The sequence below is a fragment of the Pasteurella sp. WM03 genome, assembly GCF_004570945.1.
Classification (GTDB): Bacteria; Pseudomonadota; Gammaproteobacteria; order Enterobacterales; family Pasteurellaceae; genus Rodentibacter.
The window spans coordinates 84822-106627 of the sequence record NZ_SPPO01000002.1 but is presented as its reverse complement, the minus strand read 5'-3'; the positions used below and the strand labels follow the sequence as shown (position 1 = coordinate 106627).

General features: G+C 37.4%; 24 protein-coding genes. 20 read left to right on the top strand and 4 right to left on the bottom strand.

Going from position 1 to position 21806, the window contains the following annotated elements; translation table 11 throughout:
- Positions 1 to 73: 73 nt before the first annotated feature.
- The 19 genes from E4T92_RS11145 to trpA all read left to right on the top strand — a co-directional run bounded on the left by E4T92_RS11145 (position 74) and on the right by trpA (position 16284).
- Complete coding sequence (locus tag E4T92_RS11145) at positions 74 to 691, top strand: phage/plasmid replication protein (protein ID WP_135093328.1); 618 nt, start codon at positions 74 to 76, stop codon at positions 689 to 691.
- A gap of 10 nt (positions 692 to 701) precedes the next feature.
- Positions 702 to 1025: a DNA-binding protein gene (locus tag E4T92_RS02660; protein ID WP_135093327.1), complete on the top strand. Its 324-nt coding sequence runs from the start codon at positions 702 to 704 to the stop codon at positions 1023 to 1025.
- Between the two features lie 98 nt (positions 1026 to 1123).
- The gene (locus E4T92_RS02655; RefSeq protein WP_135093326.1) at positions 1124 to 1390 is read left to right on the top strand and encodes a hypothetical protein; all 267 of its coding nucleotides are present in this window, start codon (positions 1124 to 1126) and stop codon (positions 1388 to 1390) included.
- Positions 1391 to 1410: 20 nt separating this feature from the next.
- Entirely contained in the window at positions 1411 to 1614 is a 204-nt protein-coding gene (locus E4T92_RS02650) for a major capsid protein (RefSeq protein WP_135093325.1), read from the top strand.
- A gap of 44 nt (positions 1615 to 1658) precedes the next feature.
- Entirely contained in the window at positions 1659 to 2609 is a 951-nt protein-coding gene (locus E4T92_RS02645; RefSeq protein ID WP_135093324.1) for a zonular occludens toxin domain-containing protein, read from the top strand.
- On the top strand, positions 2599 to 3825 hold the full coding sequence (locus tag E4T92_RS02640) for a type II secretion system protein GspD (protein ID WP_135093323.1): 1227 nt from the start codon (positions 2599 to 2601) through the stop codon (positions 3823 to 3825). Before E4T92_RS02645 ends, E4T92_RS02640 begins: the two co-directional genes overlap by 11 nt.
- Positions 3826 to 4629: 804 nt before the next feature.
- On the top strand, positions 4630 to 5118 hold the full coding sequence (ftnA, locus tag E4T92_RS02635) for a non-heme ferritin (protein WP_077540744.1): 489 nt from the start codon (positions 4630 to 4632) through the stop codon (positions 5116 to 5118).
- 15 nt (positions 5119 to 5133) lie between these two features.
- Entirely contained in the window at positions 5134 to 5634 is a 501-nt protein-coding gene (gene ftnA, locus E4T92_RS02630; RefSeq protein ID WP_077540742.1) for a non-heme ferritin, read from the top strand.
- Between the two features lie 170 nt (positions 5635 to 5804).
- Complete coding sequence (locus tag E4T92_RS02625; protein ID WP_135093322.1) at positions 5805 to 6638, top strand: DUF4198 domain-containing protein; 834 nt, start codon at positions 5805 to 5807, stop codon at positions 6636 to 6638.
- A gap of 194 nt (positions 6639 to 6832) precedes the next feature.
- On the top strand, positions 6833 to 7156 hold the full coding sequence (locus E4T92_RS02620) for an HI1450 family dsDNA-mimic protein (RefSeq protein ID WP_135093321.1): 324 nt from the start codon (positions 6833 to 6835) through the stop codon (positions 7154 to 7156).
- 422 nt (positions 7157 to 7578) lie between these two features.
- Positions 7579 to 8163: an NAD(P)H-dependent oxidoreductase gene (locus E4T92_RS02615; protein WP_135093320.1), complete on the top strand. Its 585-nt coding sequence runs from the start codon at positions 7579 to 7581 to the stop codon at positions 8161 to 8163.
- Between the two features lie 147 nt (positions 8164 to 8310).
- Positions 8311 to 9858, top strand: a complete 1548-nt coding sequence (gene trpE, locus E4T92_RS02610; RefSeq protein WP_135093319.1) for an anthranilate synthase component I — start codon at positions 8311 to 8313, stop codon at positions 9856 to 9858.
- A gap of 10 nt (positions 9859 to 9868) precedes the next feature.
- Positions 9869 to 10450, top strand: a complete 582-nt coding sequence (locus tag E4T92_RS02605) for an aminodeoxychorismate/anthranilate synthase component II (RefSeq protein WP_077540732.1) — start codon at positions 9869 to 9871, stop codon at positions 10448 to 10450.
- A gap of 46 nt (positions 10451 to 10496) precedes the next feature.
- Positions 10497 to 10883 (top strand): tautomerase family protein, encoded by a 387-nt coding sequence (locus E4T92_RS02600; protein ID WP_077494646.1) that lies wholly within the window; start codon positions 10497 to 10499, stop codon positions 10881 to 10883.
- Positions 10884 to 10962: 79 nt separating this feature from the next.
- Positions 10963 to 11964 (top strand): anthranilate phosphoribosyltransferase, encoded by a 1002-nt coding sequence (gene trpD / locus E4T92_RS02595; RefSeq protein WP_135093318.1) that lies wholly within the window; start codon positions 10963 to 10965, stop codon positions 11962 to 11964.
- 27 nt (positions 11965 to 11991) lie between these two features.
- Positions 11992 to 13440 carry a bifunctional indole-3-glycerol-phosphate synthase TrpC/phosphoribosylanthranilate isomerase TrpF gene (gene trpCF, locus E4T92_RS02590; protein ID WP_135093317.1) on the top strand — a complete coding sequence of 483 codons (1449 nt, stop codon included), beginning with the start codon at positions 11992 to 11994 and terminating at the stop codon, positions 13438 to 13440.
- 55 nt (positions 13441 to 13495) lie between these two features.
- A complete protein-coding gene (locus E4T92_RS02585) occupies positions 13496 to 14257 on the top strand; it encodes an SDR family oxidoreductase (RefSeq protein WP_135093316.1) in 762 nt (253 codons plus the stop codon).
- 15 nt (positions 14258 to 14272) lie between these two features.
- On the top strand, positions 14273 to 15472 hold the full coding sequence (trpB, locus tag E4T92_RS02580; RefSeq protein WP_135093315.1) for a tryptophan synthase subunit beta: 1200 nt from the start codon (positions 14273 to 14275) through the stop codon (positions 15470 to 15472).
- A complete protein-coding gene (gene trpA / locus E4T92_RS02575; RefSeq protein ID WP_135093314.1) occupies positions 15469 to 16284 on the top strand; it encodes a tryptophan synthase subunit alpha in 816 nt (271 codons plus the stop codon). Before trpB ends, trpA begins: the two co-directional genes overlap by 4 nt.
- Before the next feature lie 164 nt (positions 16285 to 16448).
- Here trpA and E4T92_RS02570 read toward each other — a convergent pair whose 3' ends face one another.
- The 4 genes from E4T92_RS02570 to pheS are packed head-to-tail and all read right to left on the bottom strand — an operon-like array spanning position 16449 to position 20729.
- Positions 16449 to 16943 carry an NlpC/P60 family protein gene (locus E4T92_RS02570; RefSeq protein WP_135093519.1) on the bottom strand — a complete coding sequence of 165 codons (495 nt, stop codon included), beginning with the start codon at positions 16941 to 16943 and terminating at the stop codon, positions 16449 to 16451.
- Between the two features lie 54 nt (positions 16944 to 16997).
- Complete coding sequence (locus tag E4T92_RS02565; RefSeq protein WP_077540721.1) at positions 16998 to 17294, bottom strand: integration host factor subunit alpha; 297 nt, start codon at positions 17292 to 17294, stop codon at positions 16998 to 17000.
- A 5-nt stretch (positions 17295 to 17299) separates the two neighbouring features.
- On the bottom strand, positions 17300 to 19687 hold the full coding sequence (gene pheT, locus E4T92_RS02560) for a phenylalanine--tRNA ligase subunit beta (RefSeq protein ID WP_135093313.1): 2388 nt from the start codon (positions 19685 to 19687) through the stop codon (positions 17300 to 17302).
- 52 nt (positions 19688 to 19739) lie between these two features.
- Positions 19740 to 20729, bottom strand: a complete 990-nt coding sequence (pheS, locus tag E4T92_RS02555; protein WP_135093312.1) for a phenylalanine--tRNA ligase subunit alpha — start codon at positions 20727 to 20729, stop codon at positions 19740 to 19742.
- A 206-nt stretch (positions 20730 to 20935) separates the two neighbouring features.
- Here pheS and E4T92_RS02550 point away from each other — a divergent pair, with 206 nt between their 5' ends.
- The gene (locus E4T92_RS02550; RefSeq protein ID WP_135093311.1) at positions 20936 to 21799 is read left to right on the top strand and encodes a fructosamine kinase family protein; all 864 of its coding nucleotides are present in this window, start codon (positions 20936 to 20938) and stop codon (positions 21797 to 21799) included.
- Positions 21800 to 21806 lie beyond the last annotated feature (7 nt).

The following is a 21806-nucleotide window of genomic DNA, read 5'->3' as shown; positions in this document are numbered from 1 at the left end:
ACATTACATTAGTGGACTCGCAACCCTCAATTATAGAAATTCAACTGCAAGATTACACACAAATGGGCAGACAGTGGATTGGTTAAGTAAACAGGGGAATGCCTCATTAATTTATCCATCTGTTTACAACAAAGCATATGAGCTTGAATTACATTCATTGACAAAAATAAGAAATAAATTTGGAGAACAGTCCGAACAATACCAACAGTTAATCAAAGTGATTGAATATTGTAAAGAACAAGGCGTAGCAAGGTTTGAACAGAAATTAAAATCAAGGTTTTTACAACGAGAAAATTTACATTTTTATGGTTTAAGTGATTATTCGAGATTAAGAAAATTAAACAAAGAATTTTTAAATATTGATAAAAAATTAAAGGTTACAGCAATGAATTTTGAAACTATATCAGAAACATTAATTAATAGCGGGGTAGTAGAGACCGTAAAAGCGGCGAATACAACAGCAATGTATGCTTTACAGTGGTCTCACGGTCAAGTTTTTGATTTATCAAAAGCTCAAGTGAAAGTACACCGTGCAAGATTGCGCAAAATTGGCATTGATATAGCGAATAAATGCGATATTTCTAAATTCTCACCGGTTAAAGTGGTATCAACCAGAGAAATTGAAGTAAAACCTTTGACTATTCCGAAATGGTATCAAAGATCGAATCATCACTTAAAACTAGCAGCCTAAGGGGGCATAAATGGAACACGGTATCATCATTAGAGGGACTTTACTTGGTTATAAATCCAGTGAATATACAAATAGAGAAACGGGTGAAGTTCGTTATCGTCATGTAATGGGAATTGGCGTTTCTGCAATTAATGAATTTGGTTCAAAAAGTGAAGAAGTCCAAAAAATTTCTATTTCTCAAAATGATTTCAATAATGGGTTAATTGAAAAAATAAACAGTTTGAAATTAAAAGATGTAGAGATTCATGTCAATTTATCCGCTTGGGAAGTTGGGGGGAGATATGGTTATTCAATTTCTTATGCTCCTCAATATGGCATTACACCAGTTAAATAGGTGGCAAAAATGCAAGAGTTCTTAGTTATGTGTTTAGCCTCAACGTTGGGGTTTCTTAGTGGTATCGGAATTCTTTATTTTATCTTGTGGTAAGGATTATGGCGAACGATGAAATTATTTTAACAACGGTGATTTGTGACACAGATTCATCTGTTTGCCAAGATGTATTTTTGAAAATTCCAAAGACAGAAATAACAAAATTTCAATCTTCGGAGTTATCAAAAATAGGCGAGTGGGGAGAATATTCAATGCAATATGAACCTGCTCAAATTTGGGGATTTGCTTTTAGTGCCATTGTGTTTTTTTATTTGACCGGTTTAGGTGTTGGTTCGGTTCTTAGTGCAATAAAGCAATTCACACGTTAAACAAATTTAAGGATTTCATTATGAGCAAGTTAATTAAAAAATCTCTTGTTGTTTTAGGTACATTATTAGTCGGTTCAACTGCATTTGCAGTAGATTTTTCTCAAATGACAAGCAGTGTTGATTTTTCATCTGCTGTAACTGCCGTGCTTTCAATCGGTGGAGCTTTGGCAGGTGTACATCTTGCAATTGCTGGAGCCCGAGCAGTTCTTCGTATGATTAAATAAAAAACAAGGGGCGGAAGCCCCTTTTTTGATCTTGAGGGAGAACTATGTGGGATCTAGCCTTAAGATTAGGTAAGATTATCAAAGTTGAAGATGATGATGTTCTAAAATCGAATTTTTTTCCTTATAAAAATTCATCAGATGACGAAACTATTGCTAAGAATGGTGATTTAATTTGTATTGATGAAGTTTGGCGAATCTTTGATGAAGCGAAGAAAATCAAAGATGAGCATAAAAGTTTTCTTGCAGAACACCGCCATTTTGTGAATGAAAAAGGTAATACAAGTGATCTTGTTGTCATTTCTCAATCTGTCAGCAATATTCCCAGATTTATCAAAGATAGAATAGAAAATACGTTCAAAATGACGAAATTAAAATCCATTGGATTAAATAATCGTTATCGTATTGATGTTTATGCCAGTGCAAAAACATTTAGAACAAATCTTATTCATTCAATCCAATCAAAGTATGATCCGGAAATATTCAATTTATATAAAAGTTATGATAATGACAATGCAAAAGAGCAATCAATAGATGGCAGAACAAATTTATTAAAAAATAAATTTTTTATTGGAAGATTTATACTTTCAATTATTCTTTTAATTATAGGTGGAATGTATTTATATAAATATTTTAACGGTTCAAATCAAAGTAATATTTCAGAATCTGAAATTGTTGAAGAAAAATTTCAAGAGAAAAATAAAAATAAACCAGTAGAGAAAAAGATTAGGAGAGTTGAGCAATACAATGAAAATAAAAAACAGATTGAGAATTCAAAATTATCTGAAAAGTGGCGTATTGTTGGAAATATAGAGCGTAAAGGAAAAAAATTGATTATCTTGTCAGATGGAAATTATCTTAGATATGAACTATCATCAAATTTTATTAATGACGGAAATAGGCTTATAGGTTTAGTTGATGGTGAAAAAGTAACTATTTATTCTGGTAATGCAAAAAAAGATTTCGTGTTTGGAATGAGAGTAAAAAATGAAAATTAGAGTAGTAGTATTATTAACGCTGTTCTTGGCATTTTTTGCTAAAGCAGATAGTTTAAAAGTTGATGACCTAGAATTAAAAAGAGCCATTGGAATGATTTATGAGGAGTTCTTAAATCGTCCTTATATGCTTGATCCAAATGTGCTTGAATTAAATAAAAAAGTTTCTTTTTATTTAACGGATAACGTAAACAAAGAGGATTTTTTTAACCGTTATTTCAACAACATGAACATAAAAGTTTATAAAAAGAATGGAGTTGATTATCTAAAATACGTTGAACCAATTATCAAGATAAAAGGACATAGTTTCGTGTATAAACCTCGTTTTCGTGGCGTTGAATACCTATCTGATAATATCCGTGAATTAATTACCTCATCATCAGAGGTCAATGAAAATCAACGTTTCAAAGGGTCAATTAACTCAAAAGGGGATGTGCTTGTCGTTCACGCCGACCAAGAGACAATAAATAAAGTTAAAAAAGTGCTGCCAATGCTCGACATAAAACCGGCTCAAGTAGTCGTAACGGCGAGAATTTTAGAAGTGAAAAAAGGGGATAACCATCAATCGGGCCTAAACATTCTCGCCAACATTTTAAAATCGAAACTATCCCTTAATTTTTCAATCGGGAATACATCAGATAACCTGATTTCATTAAAAACATCAGATGTGAACGCACTTTTTAGCCTATTTGACACAGAATCACGCTTTAACGTGATTTCTTCACCGGTGATTAGAGTGCTTGATAGTGAAAGCGGTTCATTTGTCGTGGGATCAGATGTACCGGTTCTTGGTGCAGAAAGTTATCAAGACGGTGTAAGAACAAAAAGCATAGATTATCGTTCTTCCGGTGTTATTTTTAACATCAAACCAACTATTACAGATAACGGCGTCAAAGTGAATGTACGGTCAGAGTTATCCAATTTTGCCCGTACAGAAACCGGTGTAAATGATACGCCAACATTATTAAAAAGACTGGTTGATTCAACTGTTTATGTTAATGATGGTTCTTTAGTGATTCTAGGTGGTTTGAGTGAAGAAAAAACGGATAAAAACGACCAATCGGCATTTGGTTTACCATCTTGGATTTTTGGCAAGTCAAAGAAATTTGAAAAATCAGACATTCTCTTACTTATGCACACAAGAATCGTTAATGACAGTAGAAATGAAGTCAATTTAGACCATTTAATGCGTAAATTTGACAAGGATAATCTTTTTTAGCCGTGGTTCGGCACGCCCGGAACTTGTGAGGACGTACCGAACCACGGCTAAAAGATGACATTGTCACAAATTTAAAAATTAAGTGCGTTCAAATTGATCGCACTTTTTTATCTAGTTATTTTTTCACTTGTGAAAAAATGGAAGGGCAAACCGGCCGGATTTGCCCGAAAACCTTGCTCGATGTAATTTGAAAAATTGTCCGCCTTGCGGTGCTGTCAGTTTAAAAAATTGCTGAACGTTTGCCGCACCTGCCGAAAAATAAAAATCTTAGTTTCACACAAAAAACCGAATAAAACCTACTAAAAAATCTTTACATTCTGATGACAAATCATTCAGCATAGTCAATAAAACATTTCAGAAAGCCGTTACAACGCTTAAAAATCACTTTATTTGTCTTGTTTAAGTAGTATTTGTGACTTGTGCATAAGTCTGTGATTTTCTTAATCCGTAGTTTTCACTTACCTGATAACTAATTTCGCATAATGCATATTATGTTAAATAAAATAGAGGTGAATCACTTTTAAATAATTACTCTACTTAAGGTAAAAATTTTGCATTTATTAATTCAAGGCATTTAATACTGAGGTTTTAAAGTGTGACTAATTAATCAATGTGACGTTGTCTTATTTATAAGATGTTACTCAAATCCAGTTGATGAGAATCATTGTTTTTATTTTTTTATTTAAAATTAATAAGTTATAAAAATTTAAATAAAAATAAACTTGAAAATTCTCATTTAAACTTATAGAATAAGAGCCAGAAGTTAAGTTATTTTTTAGTAATCAATAAGGAAAGGAGTTAGTTATGCTTAGCCAAGCAATTACAGACAAATTGAATGAACAGATTAATCTAGAGTTTTACTCTTCCAATGTTTATTTGCAAATGAGCGCATGGTGTTCGAAACATGGTTATGAAGGTGCTGCTGCCTTTTTACTTCGTCATGCCGATGAAGAACTAGAACATATGCAAAAGTTATTCCAATACGTCAATGAGACTAGTGGTATGCCTCTTTTAGGTAGAATTGAGGCGCCTAAAAATGACTATAAATCTTTGAAGGAAGTATTTGAAATTACACTTGAGCATGAAAAATTAGTCACCTCAAAAATTAATGAGCTGGTTGAAGTGACTTTTGAGAACAAGGACTACTCCACTTTTAATTTTTTACAATGGTATGTTGCTGAACAGCACGAAGAAGAAAAATTATTCAGCGGTATTCTTGATAAATTCAACCTTGTTGGTGAAGATGGTAAAGGTTTATATTTCATTGATCGTGATTTAGCAACATTAGAGTAATACAGGAGAAATAAAATGTTATCAGCAAACGTAGTAAAATTGTTAAATGACCAAATGAATTTAGAGTTTTATTCTTCTAATTTATATCTTCAAATGAGTGCATGGTGTGAGCAACAAGGCTTTGAAGGAACAGCAAAATTTTTATCTGCACATGCGGCTGAAGAAATGCAACATATGCGTAAATTATTCACTTATTTAAATGAAACAGGCGCATTGGCTATCATTTCTGCTATAGAAGCACCATCACACGAATATAAATCATTAAAAGAAGTAATTGAGCTTACTTATGAGCATGAAAAGCTCATTACCAGTAAAATCAATGAGTTAGTAGGACTTACTTTTGAAGAAAAAGATTATTCAGCATTCAATTTCTTACAATGGTATGTAGCTGAACAACATGAAGAAGAAAAACTTTTCAGCAGTATCCTGGATAAATTAAACCTTCTTGGTGAAGATGGTAAAGGCTTATTCCTCATTGATAAAGATTTAGGAAATCTTGCCAGCTCCGTCGCTTAGTTTGTAAAACTCTTCCCAAATACAAAAATGCGGTCATTTTACATTATGTTCTATGATTGCATTTTTGTGATCTATTTCACAAATTTAGAAGAAATTGCTCGATCATCCTGCATTTTTCCTTTATATTCCCTCCCATTTTTAATAATCATTTTCATTTAAAGGAGAAAATAATGAAAAAAAACCTGATCTTAGGATTAGCCTTTTTTATCAGTTCTGTCCAAGCTCACGAAGTCTGGGTTTCAGCACCACAGCAACTGAAAGCAGAAAATATTTTAAAAGCAGAGCTTGCTTATGGAGACTACCCTTATGTTGAAAAAATTCCTGATGCCCGCTTACACATTTTTTCACCAATGGAAATTATCAGCCAAGATGGCGAACATCAGACCTTGATACAAAAAGGTGAAAATTATCAATATCAATCTGAAAAACCTTTAAAATCAGGTTATTATTGGATTACTGCGACCTATAAACCAACGTTTTGGTCACAAAATTCTGAAGGTTGGAAGATGGATAATATGCAAGCTACACCAAATGTCACTTACTGTGAACAAACTCAAATGTTTGGCAAAAGTCTTTTGACTGTGGGAAATCAACCTTTAAATGCAGAAATGGCAATGACCCGTATAGGATTACCTCTTGAAATCGTTCCATTGAAAGATCCAAGTAAAGTAAAATCAGGCGAGGTCTTCCCTATTCAAGTTTTCTATAATGAAATGCCATTAGCGGGAGAAACTGTGATTGCAACGGCGGATACCGTGATTGTGAAAGATTTAGAAGCCGCAACAGGCCATCGTGAACCTCAAGGCTTTTCCGGTAAAACAGATAGTCAGGGGCGAGTTAATATCATTCCGTTAATCGATGGTATTTGGAAAATTAAAGTCGTTCATAAAACGCCATTTGCCGATCAAAATATTTGTCAGCAATCGGCAAATTATTCAACCTTAATTCTTCCGGTTGGAAAAGGATTGGATAAACTTCCTCCAAAACCGGAACACCATCATTAAGCTTGTAGGGACACATTGCATATGTTCATTATAAAATTAAATCATTTCAATAGGTTAAAATTCAGACACACGCAGTGTGTCCCAACAGGCTGACTAAAAAACAGATTTGTGTAACAGCTACATAATACAGATAAATTTGACCGCTCTTTTTATTTCAGTATCATACCGCCGATAATTGAAAAAGAGGCAAAATTATGACAACTGAACTTCAAAAACTTGATCCTGATGCCGCAATTGACATTGCTTATGATATTTTCTTGGAAATGGCGGGAGAAAATTTAGATCCGGAGGATATTATACTCTTTAACCTTCAATTTGAAGATCGTGGTGCAGTGGAATTTGTGGAAACCTCAGAAGATTGGGAACAGGAAATCGGGGTATTAATCGATCCGGATACTTTTGCTGAAGTCTGGATTGGTTTAGTCAATGAGCTGGATGAAATGGATGATATTTTTGCCAAATTCCTCATTTCTCATAATGAAGAAGATCGTGAATTTCACGTTATTTGGAAAAAATAACATTAAACCTAGTTATGAAAAGGTTTTATCGAACTTTCCGTTCCGCAATTATTGCGATTTTGTTATAAATTTTCCTTTATAAATCAATATTCGGAACGTTAAGTCCATTTGCTATTTTAAGAGTCATGTCTTGTTGTTCATTTTGCAGACTTGTACACAGGTATATTGATACCTGAATCTCAGTTCAACACATCGCTTTTTATATTAAGGGATAAAGTTTAAACATCTTTTTTCATTTTTAGATAAGCTTATTAGCATGTATTTCAAATGTTTTAGAAAATTAGATTATTACATCAGCTAAATAAAATCCATTGGGATTTTTTCATAAAAAGAAATAATGTTTTTCCTAGAAACAGATTTATCTATAAAAAAATAAATACTAGAATCGCAACCCTTATTTTACACAAGTTAAAGGAAATAAAATGAGCAACGTATTGGTGTTAAAATCAAGCATTCTTGCTGATAATTCTCAAACTAATAAATTAGTTGATTATACGATTGAAAAACTGCAAGGTAATCATATTGTAGTTCGAGATTTAGCTAAAGATCCCCTTCCCCACTTCGATTCTACAGCGGCTGTTGCGGTGCGTGGCGAACCTCAAACAGAAGAAGAAAAACAACTTCTTGCACTTTCCGATGAGCTAGTCTCCGAATTAAAAAATGCGGATACTCTTGTCATTGGTGCGCCAATGTATAACTTAAATATTCCCACTCAATTAAAATCTTATTTTGATTTCATTGCTCGTCCACGTGTCACATTCCAATATACGGCAAATGGTCCGGAAGGTTTATTGAAAGGTAAAAAAGCCATCGTATTGTGTGCATTTGGTGGCTTATATGATGATGAAAACCTCGTCACACAATATATGAAAGCTATTTTAGGTTTTGTCGGAATTACTGACGTGCAATTTGTGTATGCACAAGGTATTGGCTTTGGCCCGGAAGCGGTCAAAAAAGCATTACAGTCTGCCAAAGTAAAAATTAATGATATTGTGACCGCACTTTAATCTTTTCTTAAGCCATCTTTCAAGATGGCTTCTTTTTCTCTTATTGATATGCATCTTGTAAAATGAAATAGAATTTTTAAATCTTTTCTTGACTTATTTATTTTGTACTAGTTTAATAGTACAAAATAAATAAAAAGGATTTAAAAAATGCAAAACAATGCCTTTATTGCGGTTACCACACAACCTGTCCCTTATCACCCAGATACCACGGCTATTTTTAACACATTATGTCATCATCCCAACACACTACTACTCGACTCTGCTGAAATCGGTAGTAAAAATAGCTTACAAAGCCTTATATTTATCAATGCGGCAGTCAAAATTACCTGCGTAGGTCACAACGTCACATTTAAAGCATTAAATGCAAATGGTAAACAGGTTTTGAAAGAAATTTTTTCTGTTTTAACTGAGCTTAATCCGCTAAGTGCGGTCGATTTTGATGATGAATTTTCTGTTAATTTCCCTCCGCTTGATAATCAATTAGATGAAGACAGTAAATTACAATCAACAACAATTTTTGATGGATTACGGGTTATTTCAAATCTTTACCAACACAGCGATACGGCTATTTTTTTAGGCGGTTTATTTGCTTATGATTTAGTGGCTCATTTCATCCCGATGAACAACATCAGACTAAAAGATGACGGGATTTCTTGCCCTGACTACAGTTTTTATCTTGCTGAACATCTTATTACTATCGATCACCAAAGCCAGCAGGCAACGCTAAAAAGTTACTGTTTCTCACAAGAAGAACAAGTCAATGTGGCAAAAACAGCCCTGGCTATCGCACAAAAATTAAAAAATATTGATCACATCTTATCCATCAAATCGGCAAGTGATGAGATAAAAACTAATTTTGACGATTCTGAATTTATCCATGTGGTGAAAGCTTTAAAACACCATATTAATATTGGCGATGTCTTCCAAATCGTGCCTTCCCGTCGTTTTTCTCTTGCTTGTCCGAATCCGCTTGCCAGTTATGCTCAACTTAAACAAAATAATCCTAGTCCTTATATGTTCTACATGAACGATGAAGATTTCATTTTGTTTGGCGCCTCACCGGAAAGTGCGCTCAAATATACGCCGAAAAATCGTCAGTTAGAAATTTATCCGATTGCCGGCTCACGCCCACGTGGATTTGATGCGCACGGTAATATTGATCCTGAATTGGATACCCGTTTAGAGTTAGAATTACGATTAGATCATAAAGAGCAAGCAGAACACCTGATGTTAGTGGATTTAGCACGCAACGATATCGCTCGAGTTTGTCAAAGTGGTACTCGTCAAGTGGCAGAATTAATGCAAGTGGATCGTTATTCCCATATTATGCATCTTGTGTCACGAGTGGTGGGTAAACTCCGCCCTGAATTAGATGCCCTTCACGCTTATCAAGCCTGTATGAATATGGGGACACTCACCGGCGCACCGAAAATCAAGGCAATGCAGCTTATTTATCAATATGAACAACAAAAACGCCACAGTTATGGCGGTGCGGTGGGTTATCTCACTTCCGATGGCAGTTTAGATACCTGCATCGTGATTCGTTCAGCCTTTGTTCAAAACAGTATCGCACACGTGCAAGCGGGCTGTGGTGAGGTGTTAGATTCCGATCCGCAAATGGAGGCGGACGAAACCCGACATAAAGCTGCTGCGGTATTAAAAGCAATTCGTCAAATCAATACACAAGCCAAATAAGGGATACGTTATGGCAAATATTCTTTTTTTAGATAACTTTGATTCCTTCACTTATAATCTTGTGGATCAATTTCGTGTCTTAGGACATCAAGTGAAAATTTACCGCAATGATTGCGATTTAGAACAACTCGTTGCAACGGCGATGAGTACACCAGATACTATTCTTGCCCTTTCGCCCGGCCCCGGCACACCGGAAGAAGCGGGTATTTTGTTACCATTAATTGAGCGTTTAAAATCACAAATCCCCATTATTGGAATTTGTTTAGGTCATCAAGCCTTAATCCAAGCATTTGGTGGTAAAGTTGTCCATGCCGGTGAAGTGTTGCATGGTAAAATCTCAAAAATTTCCCATGATGGTGAAGCGATGTTTCAAAATTTGGCTAACCCAATGCCGGTCGCACGCTATCATTCACTCATGGGACAAGATTTACCTCAGGAATTTGTTATCAATGCCCAATACAATGGTATTATTATGGCAATTCGCCACCGAGAGTTGCCTATTTGCTCATTCCAATTCCATCCGGAAAGTATTTTAACCGTGCAAGGATCACAGTTATTACAACAATCCATTGAATGGTTACTCAATCACTAAAAACAATGATAGGCACTAGCCTATCCAACCTAATAAGGAAAACGATATGATTACTGTATTTGGACTTAAATCTAAACTCACACCACGAAGAGAAATGTTAGCTGACGTGATTTATAACAGCCTCTATTTAGGCTTAGACATTCCCAAAGGAAAACACGCGATTCGTTTTTTAGGCTTGGAAAAAGAAGATTTTTACTACCCTTTCGATCGTAGTGATGATTACACCGTCATTGAAATTAATTTAATGGCTGGCCGAATGGAAGGAACAAAAAAACGCCTAATCAAAATGTTATTCAGTGAACTGGAATATAAACTAGGTATTCGTGCCCATGATGTGGAAATTACCATTAAAGAGCAACCGGCTCATTGCTGGGGTTTCCGTGGCATGACAGGCGATGAAGCACGGGATTTGGATTACGATATTTACGTATAATAGTCATGTGCTATTTACGCCATCATAATAAGATTTCAATCCCAATAGCAGTAAATAGCACTATATCAAGGAACAAACTATGCAACACAACTTCTTATTAGAACAACTTTATGATGGTCATCAATTAAACCAATCAGAAAGTACCGCACTTTTTAATGCGGTCATTCAAGGCCATCTTTCTAATGAACAACTTGCGGCAATGTTGATGGCTCTAAAAGTCCGTGGTGTCACCGTTGAGGAAATTACCGGAGCGGTGGCAGCCTCATTACAAAATGCAAAATCTTTCCCACGTCCCGACTACCCTTTTGCCGATATTGTCGGTACCGGAGGCGATGGACAAAATACGATCAATATTTCCACCGCAAGTTGTATTGTTGCCGCAACAATGGGGGTTAAGGTTGCCAAACACGGTAATCGTAGCGTGTCCAGCCAATCCGGTGCAAGTGATGTGCTAATCGCATTAGGCGTCAATGTCAGTATTTCTGCACAATCGGCACGTCAAGCCTTAGATGAAATCGGTGTCTGTTTTTTATTTGCACAACAGTATCATTCCGGCTTTCGCCATGTTGCCCCAGTTCGTGCCTCATTAAAAACCCGCACAATATTCAATATTCTCGGCCCTCTTATTAACCCTGCCCGACCGAATTACAACCTGCTTGGCGTCTATACGCCGGAATTAGTCAAAACCTATGCTGAAACGGCGGTGGCGCTTGGTCATCAGCATAGCTTTGTCGTACATGGTTCAGGATTGGATGAAGTCGCATTACACGGTGAAACACAAGTAGCGGAAATTAAAGACGGTAAGATTGAATATTTCACGCTAACACCTGAAGATTTTGGCTTAAAAATGCAATCATTAGAAAGTTTACGCGGTGGCGAACCACAAGAAAATGCCAAATTATTAACCGCACTTTTACAAGGCAAAGGTAAATTGGAACACGCCAATGCCGTTGCTGCCAATACCGCATTATTGCTTAAACTATTCGGCTACCATGATCTCAAACAAAATACCCAAAATGTATTGGAAACCTTAGCCGGTGGCAAAGCATTTGAGACCCTGCAAAAATTAACACAATACTAGCCCCTGAAACACCTGATAGAAAATAAGATGATTACTCAAGACTTCTCAAAACCCATTGATTCTGCGACCGTACTGCAAAAGATCGTCCTTGATAAAGCTGCATGGGTGAAAGCCAAAGAAGCGGAATTTCCGCTCAATGAATTTCAACAAAACATCACAAAATCCGACCGCTCTTTTTATGATGTGCTATCAAAAGGCACTCAGCAAAAGCCTGCTTATATTTTGGAATGTAAAAAAGCCTCGCCTTCTAAAGGATTGATTCGGGCTGAATTTAATTTAGATGAAATCGCCAATGTCTATAAACATTATGCCTCAGCCATTTCTGTGCTGACGGACGAAAAATACTTCCAAGGGGATTTTGAGTTTTTGCCTCAAGTGCGAAATATCGTGAGCCAACCGGTGCTTTGCAAAGATTTTATGATTAGTGAATATCAGGTGTATCTTGCCCGTTATTATCAAGCCGATGCTATTTTATTAATGCTTTCCGTGGTAAATGATGAAACCTATCGAGTGCTGGCAGAGCTCGCTCACTCGTTGGGAATGGGTATATTAACCGAAACCGGTAATGAAGCTGAGTTTGAACGTGCTTTATCGTTGGGAGCAAAAATCATCGGTGTGAATAATCGTAATTTGCATGATTTAACCGTGGATTTAAATCGTGTAGTCGAATTAACGGAAAAATATGCAGATCGCATACCGGAGGATGTTCGCATCATCAGCGAATCCGGTATTTATACTCATCAACAAATTCGTCAATTACAAAAAGTTGCACAGGGATTTTTAATCGGCAGTAGTTTAATGGGAGATACTGATTTAAATAATGCGGTTCGTTCGGTGATTTTCGGTGAAAACAAAGTATGTGGCTTAACACGCACTCAAGATGTGAAAACCGTTTATGCAAACGGAGCACTTTATGGCGGATTAATTTTTGCTGAACATTCAAAACGTGCGGTGAGTTTGCGTCAGGCTCAAGAATTAGTCACCGTCGCGCCACTTCGTTTTGTCGGCGTATTTCAAAATCAAGAAGCGGATTTTATCGTTAGAATCGCTCAACAATTGCAGCTTTATGCGGTGCAGTTGCATGGTTCGGAAACGCCGGCGTTTATCACTGATCTACGCAGTAAATTACCCGAAACCTGTCAAATTTGGAAAGCCCTATCAATCAACATTGATGAAAAAAGTGCGGTTAATTTTACAGATGATTTAAATGTTGATCGTTATATTTTTGATAGCCAGACCTCAAACCAACAAGGGGGGACAGGTCAAACTTTTGATTGGTCATTAATCCCTGAAAAGCTCAAATACAAAACGATTTTGGCCGGTGGGATTTCAACGGAAAATATTGAACAGGCAATAGCTCAAGGCTGTTTAGGTGTAGATCTGAATTCCGGCGTAGAAAGTGCGCCCGGTATAAAAGATGAGTTGAAAGTGCGGTCAGCTTTTGAGACGATTTTTAATACGATATCATTCTTTTAATTCAATACTGCAAAGATGTCGTATAAACATTCCGAGACTTTACTAGGAGATGATTATGTCTAGAATAGCATTTGTTACCGGTGCAACAGCCGGATTTGGTGCGGCAATTTGCCGTACATTAATTGGCGCAGGTTACCATGTCGTTGGTACAGGTCGCCGAACCGAACGATTAACCCTTCTCCACGCCGAACTTGGCGAACAATTTCTTCCTCTTGCTTTCGATATTTCTGATCGCGAAAAAACACAACAGGCCATCCAATCGCTCCCCACTGAATGGCGTAATATTGATTTGCTTGTTAATAATGCCGGTCTTGCCCTCGGTTTAGAAACGGCGGATCAAGCAAATCTTGACGATTGGGAACAAATGATTGATACCAATATTAAAGGTCTTGTGACAATCACCCGTCTTTTACTCCCCCAAATGGTCGAACGCAATACCGGACATATCATCAATCTTGGATCAATTGCTGGCAATTATCCTTACCCAGGCGGTAACGTATATGGTGGCACAAAAGCTTTCGTAAAACAATTTAGTTTAAATTTGCGTGCAGACCTTGCCGGTAAAAATATTCGTGTGACCAATGTAGAACCGGGGTTATGCGGTGGGACAGAGTTTTCAAATGTTCGCTTTAAAGGGGATGACCAGCGTGCTGAAAAAGTTTATGAAAATGTTCAATATGTCACCCCACAAGATATTGCAAATATCGTCTTGTGGCTGAATCAGCAGCCCGAACATATCAATATTAATCGTATTGAAGTCATGCCTACGGCACAAACTTTCGCGCCTCTCAATGTTGCAAGAAATTCAAACTCATAACGATAAGGAAACACAATGTCAGAAATGTTATTAAATCCGTATTTTGGTGAATTTGGCGGTATGTACGTGCCAGAAATTCTCGTACCGGTGCTTAAACAATTGGAAAAAGCCTTTGTTGAAGCTAAAAGTGATCCGACATTTCAACTGGAATTCCAAGATTTACTGAAAAATTATGCCGGCAGACCAACTGCACTGACCCTTTGCCGCAATCTAACAAAAGGGACAAAAGCTAAAATTTATCTTAAACGCGAAGATCTTTTACATGGTGGCGCACATAAAACCAACCAAGTCCTCGGTCAAATTTTACTTGCAAAACGGATGGGGAAAACCCGTATCATTGCCGAAACAGGCGCCGGTCAGCATGGTGTAGCAACGGCTCTCGCTTGTGCAATGCTTGATATGCCCTGTCGTGTTTATATGGGGGCAAAAGATGTGGAACGCCAATCCCCTAATGTATTCCGTATGCGTTTAATGGGCACTGAAGTTGTGCCTGTGCAGAAAGGTTCTTGTTCATTAAAAGACGCTTGTTGCGAGGCGATGCGTGATTGGTCGGCAAATTATGAAAATACTCACTACTTACTTGGTACGGCAGCCGGTCCTCACCCTTTTCCAACCATTGTGCGTGAGTTCCAAAAAATGATTGGAGAAGAAACCAAACGCCAAATTCTGGAAAAAGAAGGTCGTCTGCCGGATGCAGTGATTGCCGCGGTGGGAGGCGGTTCTAATGCAATAGGGATGTTTACTGATTTTATAGATGAACCAAAAGTACGTTTGATCGGTGTAGAACCCGCAGGCAAAGGTATTGAAAGCGGTGAACACGGTGCACCGCTAGGGCATGCCAAAGTCGGTATTTATTTCGGAATGAAATCACCGTTAATGCAAACGAATGACGGGCAAGTTGAAGAATCTTATTCGATTTCGGCGGGATTGGACTTCCCTTCTGTCGGGCCTCAACACGCTTATTTACAAAGTATTGGACGAGCGGAATATCCCTCTATCACCGATGATGAAGCCTTAAATGCGTTCCAAGCACTCGCCAAACACGAAGGTATTATTCCCGCATTGGAAAGTTCACACGCCCTTGCACAAGCGCTAAAAATGATTCATCAAGAACCCAATAAAGCACAAATTCTTGTGGTGAATTTATCTGGACGGGGGGATAAAGATATTTTTACCGTGGATAAAATCTTAACTGAAAAAGGAATGCAATCATGAGCCGTTTTGAAACTAAATTTGCTGAGATTAAGGTAAAAAATGAGGGAGCATTTGTTCCCTTTGTAACCTTATGTGATCCTACGTTTGATCGTTCTTTTGAGATTATTTGCACGCTTGTTGATAATGGTGCCGATGCCCTTGAATTAGGCTTTCCTTTTTCTGATCCACTTTTAGATGGCCCGGTCATTCAAGCCGCAAATAATAGAGCATTAGAGGCAGGACATAGCACGGAAGACAGCTTTAAATTACTTAAAAAAGTGCGGTCAAAATATCCGGAGATTCCTATTAGTTTACTACTTTGTGCCAATCTTATTTTTGCCAAAGGTCTAGATACATTCTATCGACGCTGTACAGAAGTAGGTGTTGATGCCGTATTGGTGGCAGATATTCCATTACTGGCGAAAGATGATTACATCAATTCTGCGAAAAAATACGGCATTCAACCTGTTTTCATCTGCCCGCCAAATGCCGATGAAAGAACCATCCAAGGTGTGGCAGAAAACAGTGAAGGCTATACTTATTTGGTTTCTCGTGCCGGTGTGACCAGTGCTGAAAATCAATCACATGCCAAAAATTTGGATGCTTTGGTCGAACAATTGAAAGCACACAATGCACCTCCTATTTTGCAAGGATTCGGTATCGCCGCACCGAATCAAGTAAAAGAAGCCTTGCAATTAGGGGTTGCCGGTGCGATTTCAGGTTCGGCAACCGTAAAAATTATTGAACGCAATTTAGACAATCATACAAAATGTTTAGCCGAACTCGCCGAATTTGTCCAACAAATGAAAGTGGCGACTAAACAAAATACCTAATTATTTTTAAGACATACCAAATAAAAGTGCGGTTAAAATTAACCGCACTTTTTCTTTAGATTGTGTGTGCATCCGCTTAACACCCCATTGAAATGGTTTGTTTTTTATAACAGGCACACAAATTTGTTTATTGCTGAATGCCCTACAGAGGCTAAGCAATAGCCTTAAATTCTTCTCACTTGCCAAAATGTTTTTGTCCAATATGGTGTGTTCATTGAAGAATAGATCACCCCACCTTTTGTAGAAGCGTGCAAGAATTTATCATCTTTTACATAAATTCCTACATGATACCCATTTGGGCCACGCCCCGTTTTAAAAAAGATTAAATCACCGGTTTGAATATCTTCTTTTCGGACAAGTTTCCCATATTTAGCCTGTTCCTTTGTTGTTCTTGGCAAGGAAATATTAAAACGGTCAAAAAAGGTTTTCTGAACAAATCCTGAGCAATCAACTCCACGACGAGACTGCCCACCTAAAACGTAAGGCGTACCGGCCCATTCATATTGTTGCTCACTTAGCAAGGTCATCGCCATGATCGGATCATCAATTTGCCCTTTATAATTAATATGATAATCTTCAGCGTCCCTTTCCAGATTTCCTGAAGAACAAGCAAACAATGTCATTGTCGTAGCAATAAAAAATAGTCGGTTAATGGAAATCATTTTTTATCTCTCAAACAAAAAAGTGCGCTTAAATACCGCACTTTTTCTCTATTACTGACTCAGCTTAGCTTTTTCTACTCTTGCACGCAATTTTTGCCCCGGTTTAAATGCAACAACACGACGGGCTGAAACAGGGATACTTTCCCCTGTTTTTGGATTGCGTCCCGGGCGGGAAGCTTTATCACGCAATTCAAAATTACCAAATCCTGATAATTTAACATCGTTACCCGCTTCAAGAGATAAACGAATTTCTTCAAAGAAATTATCCACTAAGCGCTTAGCTTCTAACTTTTGCAATTGATATTTTTCAATTAAAAATTCGGTAATATCAATCTTTGTCAGTGTCATAAAATTTACTCCCTTAATTCCGCGTTAAAACGTTGTTTAACCTCATCTAATATTGCCGAGACCACCTTATTAATTTCATCATCTTCCAAGGTTTTTTCATTGTCTTGGATGATTAAACTAATCGCAAGGCTTTTAGCACCACTTGGCACCCCAATACCTTTATACACATCAAATAAATTCACTTGAATAAGTTTCTCTCCGCCTACCTGTTTGCAGACTTCAATCACATCGCCAGCGGCAATTTCATCAGAAACAACCAGAGCTAAATCACGACGGTTAGCCGGGAATTTTGAAACTTCTTTCGCTTGTACAACAGTCCGATTTGCTATTGCGTTCCATAAAATTTCAAATACCACAACTTTTCCATTTAGCCCTAATTTTTGAGAGATAGATGGATGAATGGTGCCAATAAAACCAATTTCTTTACCGTCCACTTCAATGGCTGCCGATTGTCCTGGGTGTAGTGCATCATACATTTTTGCCACAAAACGCACTTTTTTTCCAATGCCGGTTAAAGAGAGAAGACTTTCTAGATCACCTTTTAAATCGAAGAAATCCACCGCTTCTGATTTCGTGTTCCAACTTTCATTGTTAACCGAACCGCTTATCACTGCACTTAATACGAATTCTTGACGTACGCCAAATTCAGCCTCGGTATCAGGAATGAAACGTAACCCGGTTTCAAATAAACGAACCCGATTTTGTTGACGATTCTGATTGTATAATACCGCACCGAGCAATCCACTTAACAACGAAACCCGCATAGCGGACATTTCAACGGAAATTGGATTTGGCAATTCTAATGCTTCTTGATTAGGGTGTAATAATCCTTGAATTTTAGGATCAACAAAGCTATAGGTAATCGCTTCTTGATAGTCAGCATCGACAAGAGCCGCTTTAATTCGATTTAAATCTAAATCTGCTTCTTTGTGTTCACGCATCCGTAAATGAGCAAGTGGGGCATGATTCGGAATGCTGTTATAACCATAAATACGAGCCACTTCCTCAATCAAATCTTCTTCAATTTCAATATCAAAACGCCAACTGGTTGAAGTCACCGTCCATATATCATTCTCATATTGCACATTAAAACCAAGGCGATTAAAAATATCGGTGATCGTATCCGTTTCAATGTGATGCCCGAGTAAAGCATCTAATTTTTCACGACGAAGTTGAATCTTACTCAATTTAGGTAAAAAATCTTCGTTCGCAACCTCATTGATTTCGCCTGCTTGACCACCGCAAATTTCAAGTAATAACGCAGTTGCGCGTTCCATAGCTTGACGTGCTAATTCAAAATCAACGCCTCGTTCAAAACGGTGTGAGGCATCAGTGTGTAACCCATATTGTCTTGCTCGACCGGCTATCGCTAATGGCGCAAAAAAGGCGGCTTCCAAAATCACATCTTTGGTTTCGGAAGTGACGCCACTTGTTTGACCACCAAAAATCCCTGCCATAGCGAGCGGACCATTTTGATCGGCAATAAGCAATGTGTTGGATTGCAATTTTGCGGTGGAACCATCAAGTAAAAGTAGCTCTTCTCCTTCTTTGGCAAAGCGAACTTGCACCGGCTGTTTTACTTTTGCTGCATCAAAAGCATGCATTGGCTGGCCTAACTCAAGCAAAATATAGTTGGTAATATCGACAATGGGATCAATAGAACGAATACCACAACGACGCAATTTTTCTTGCATCCAAATTGGAGATGAAGCATTGACATTGACATTTTTCACCACACGTAATAAATAACGAGGGCAGGCCTCTTGCTCGGCCACATCAATTTCAACTTTCTCTGAAATGGTTGCCGGAACGACTTCAAAGTGCGGTTGATTTACCGGAAGTTTGTTCACCACACCAATTTCACGGGCAATTCCTTCAATACTTAAACAATCTGCACGATTTGGCGTTAAACTAATCTCAATTGTTTGATCATCTAGATTTAAGTAATCGCGTAGATTTTGACCAATAGGCGCATCCAAAGGTAATTCAATAATTCCCTCCGCCTCAACATCAATGCCTAATTCAGAGAACGAACAAAGCATACCTTCTGAAGGTTGACCACGCAATTTTGTTTTCTTAATTTTGAAGTTTCCCGGTAATACCGCCCCTTCAATTGCACAGGCCACTTTCAAACCTTGACGGCAATTTGGTGCACCACACACGATATCTAACAATCTATCCGAACCCACATTGACTTTAGTGACACGCAATTTATCGGCATCGGGATGTTGGGCACATTCTACCACCTCTCCAATCACGACATTGGTAAAATCACCCGCAACTTTTTCTACACCATCTACTTCTAACCCAAGCATTGTTATTTGATCACATAATTGTTCTGTAGAAATGCTTGGATTAACCCATTCTCTTACCCACTGTTCACTAAATTTCATTATTTTTTATCCCTTAAAATTTCGTTGTTTTATCTCATATCTAAAAAGTAGTTTATTTAAATTGTTTTAAAAAACGTAAATCATTTTCAAAGAATGAACGTAAATCTGTGACGTTGTAGCGTAGCATTGTTAAACGTTCAACCCCCATTCCCACGGCAAAACCAGAATATTCATTTGGATCAATACCGACATTACGTAGTACATTAGGGTGAACCATACCACAACCTAGCACCTCAAGCCATTTACCATTTTTCCCCATCACATCCACTTCAGCAGAAGGTTCTGTAAATGGGAAATAAGACGGGCGGAAACGTACTTGCAAATCCTCTTCAAAGAACGCACGTAAGAAATCATGCAATAGCCCTTTTAACTCAGTAAAATTTGCTTTTTTATCGACATAAAGCAGCTCAATTTGATGAAACATTGGTGTATGCGTTTGATCGTAATCATTACGATAAACTCGCCCCGGCGCCATAATACGGATAGGCGGCTGCATTTTTTCCATTGTACGAATTTGTACGCCTGAGGTTTGGGTTCGAAGTAATAATTCAGGATTAAACCAAAATGTATCGTGATCTGCTCTTGCGGGGTGATGTTTTGGAATATTTAAGGCATCAAAGTTATAATAGTCACTTTCAATTTCCGGCCCATTTTCCACAGAAAAACCGAGTTCGGAAAAGAATTGTGTTACACGATTAATGGTGATAGTAACAGGGTGTAACCCGCCTTTTTCTACTTTTCTCCCCGGTAAAGTGACATCTACCCGTTCTTTTTCTAATTTTGCATTAAGCTCTGCTTGCTCCCATTCTGATTTTTTTGCATTCAAAAAATCAAGGGCAATTTGCTTCGCCTCATTAATTTTTGCCCCAAGTGCCGGACGCTCTTCCGCAGCAACATTTCTAAGTTCTTGCATTAATTGAGTAAAATGACCTTTTTTACCAAAATACTCGACACGAATTTCATCCAGTGCCGACAAACTTTTATTCTCGATCTTATCGATCGCCAATTTTGCTTTCTCTACAAGATCTTTTAGATGTTGCATAAATTTCCTCTGGTTAATTTCTATCACTTAAAAACGGCGTTAATAATAATACCAACGAATTAAAAAATCACCTTTTTATTTAGAATCAAGGGATGTTTTATCTATTATCGACGCATTGAATAAAATTTATAAAACTTTGAGCTATATCACAGTAATCTTTAAAAATTCTCTTAGAATGGGGGAAGAATTAAATCTAGGGGGTTGCTATGTGGAAATCCATTTCTCAGGTATTGGCTGATCAATTTGGTGCTTATTACTCACTTAAGGAAAAGAAACGTATCCATTGTGGAGAAATGAATGAAACTTGGATGATTAATGATGGGATTCAGCCTGTTTTTGTCAAAATCAATGAAAAATCCTATCGCTCAATGTTTCGAGCAGAAGCCGATCAACTTGAAATGTTACGAAAAACGACCGCACTTAACCTTCCCATAGTTTACGGGGTAGGATGCTCACAAAACCATAGTTTTTTACTTTTAGAATCACTCAATATCAAACAACAATCTTCACTTACTGAGGAATTTGGTAACCAATTAGCCCAACTGCACCAAATCTCTGGCACAAAATGTTACGGATTAGATTTTGATACTTGGCTTGGTCCGGAATATCAACCGAATAAATGGCACGCCAATTGGGCAACATTTTTTAGTGAGCAACGCATTGGCTGGCAGTTACAATTGTGTAAAGACAAAGGATTAAATTTTGGAAATATTGACCAAATCGTTTACCTTATTTCACAAAAACTGGCAAAACATAATCCAAAGCCCTCTCTTTTACATGGAAATCTATGGGTTGAAAATGTTTGCATCGTAAACAATCAAACATTTACTTATGATCCAGCGTGTTACTGGGGAGATAGAGAGTGTGATCTTGCTTTTACCGAACTTTTTGAACCCTTCCCTGAAAAATTCTATATCAATTATGACCGCACTTTTGCCATAGATTGGCAAGGATATGAAAAAAGAAAACTAATTTATCAACTTTATTATTTACTCAATTTCAGCCATCGTTTCTTAGGTAACTACATTCATCTTACCCAAACCACACTCGCCAAAATCATGAAAAATTAATCTACGC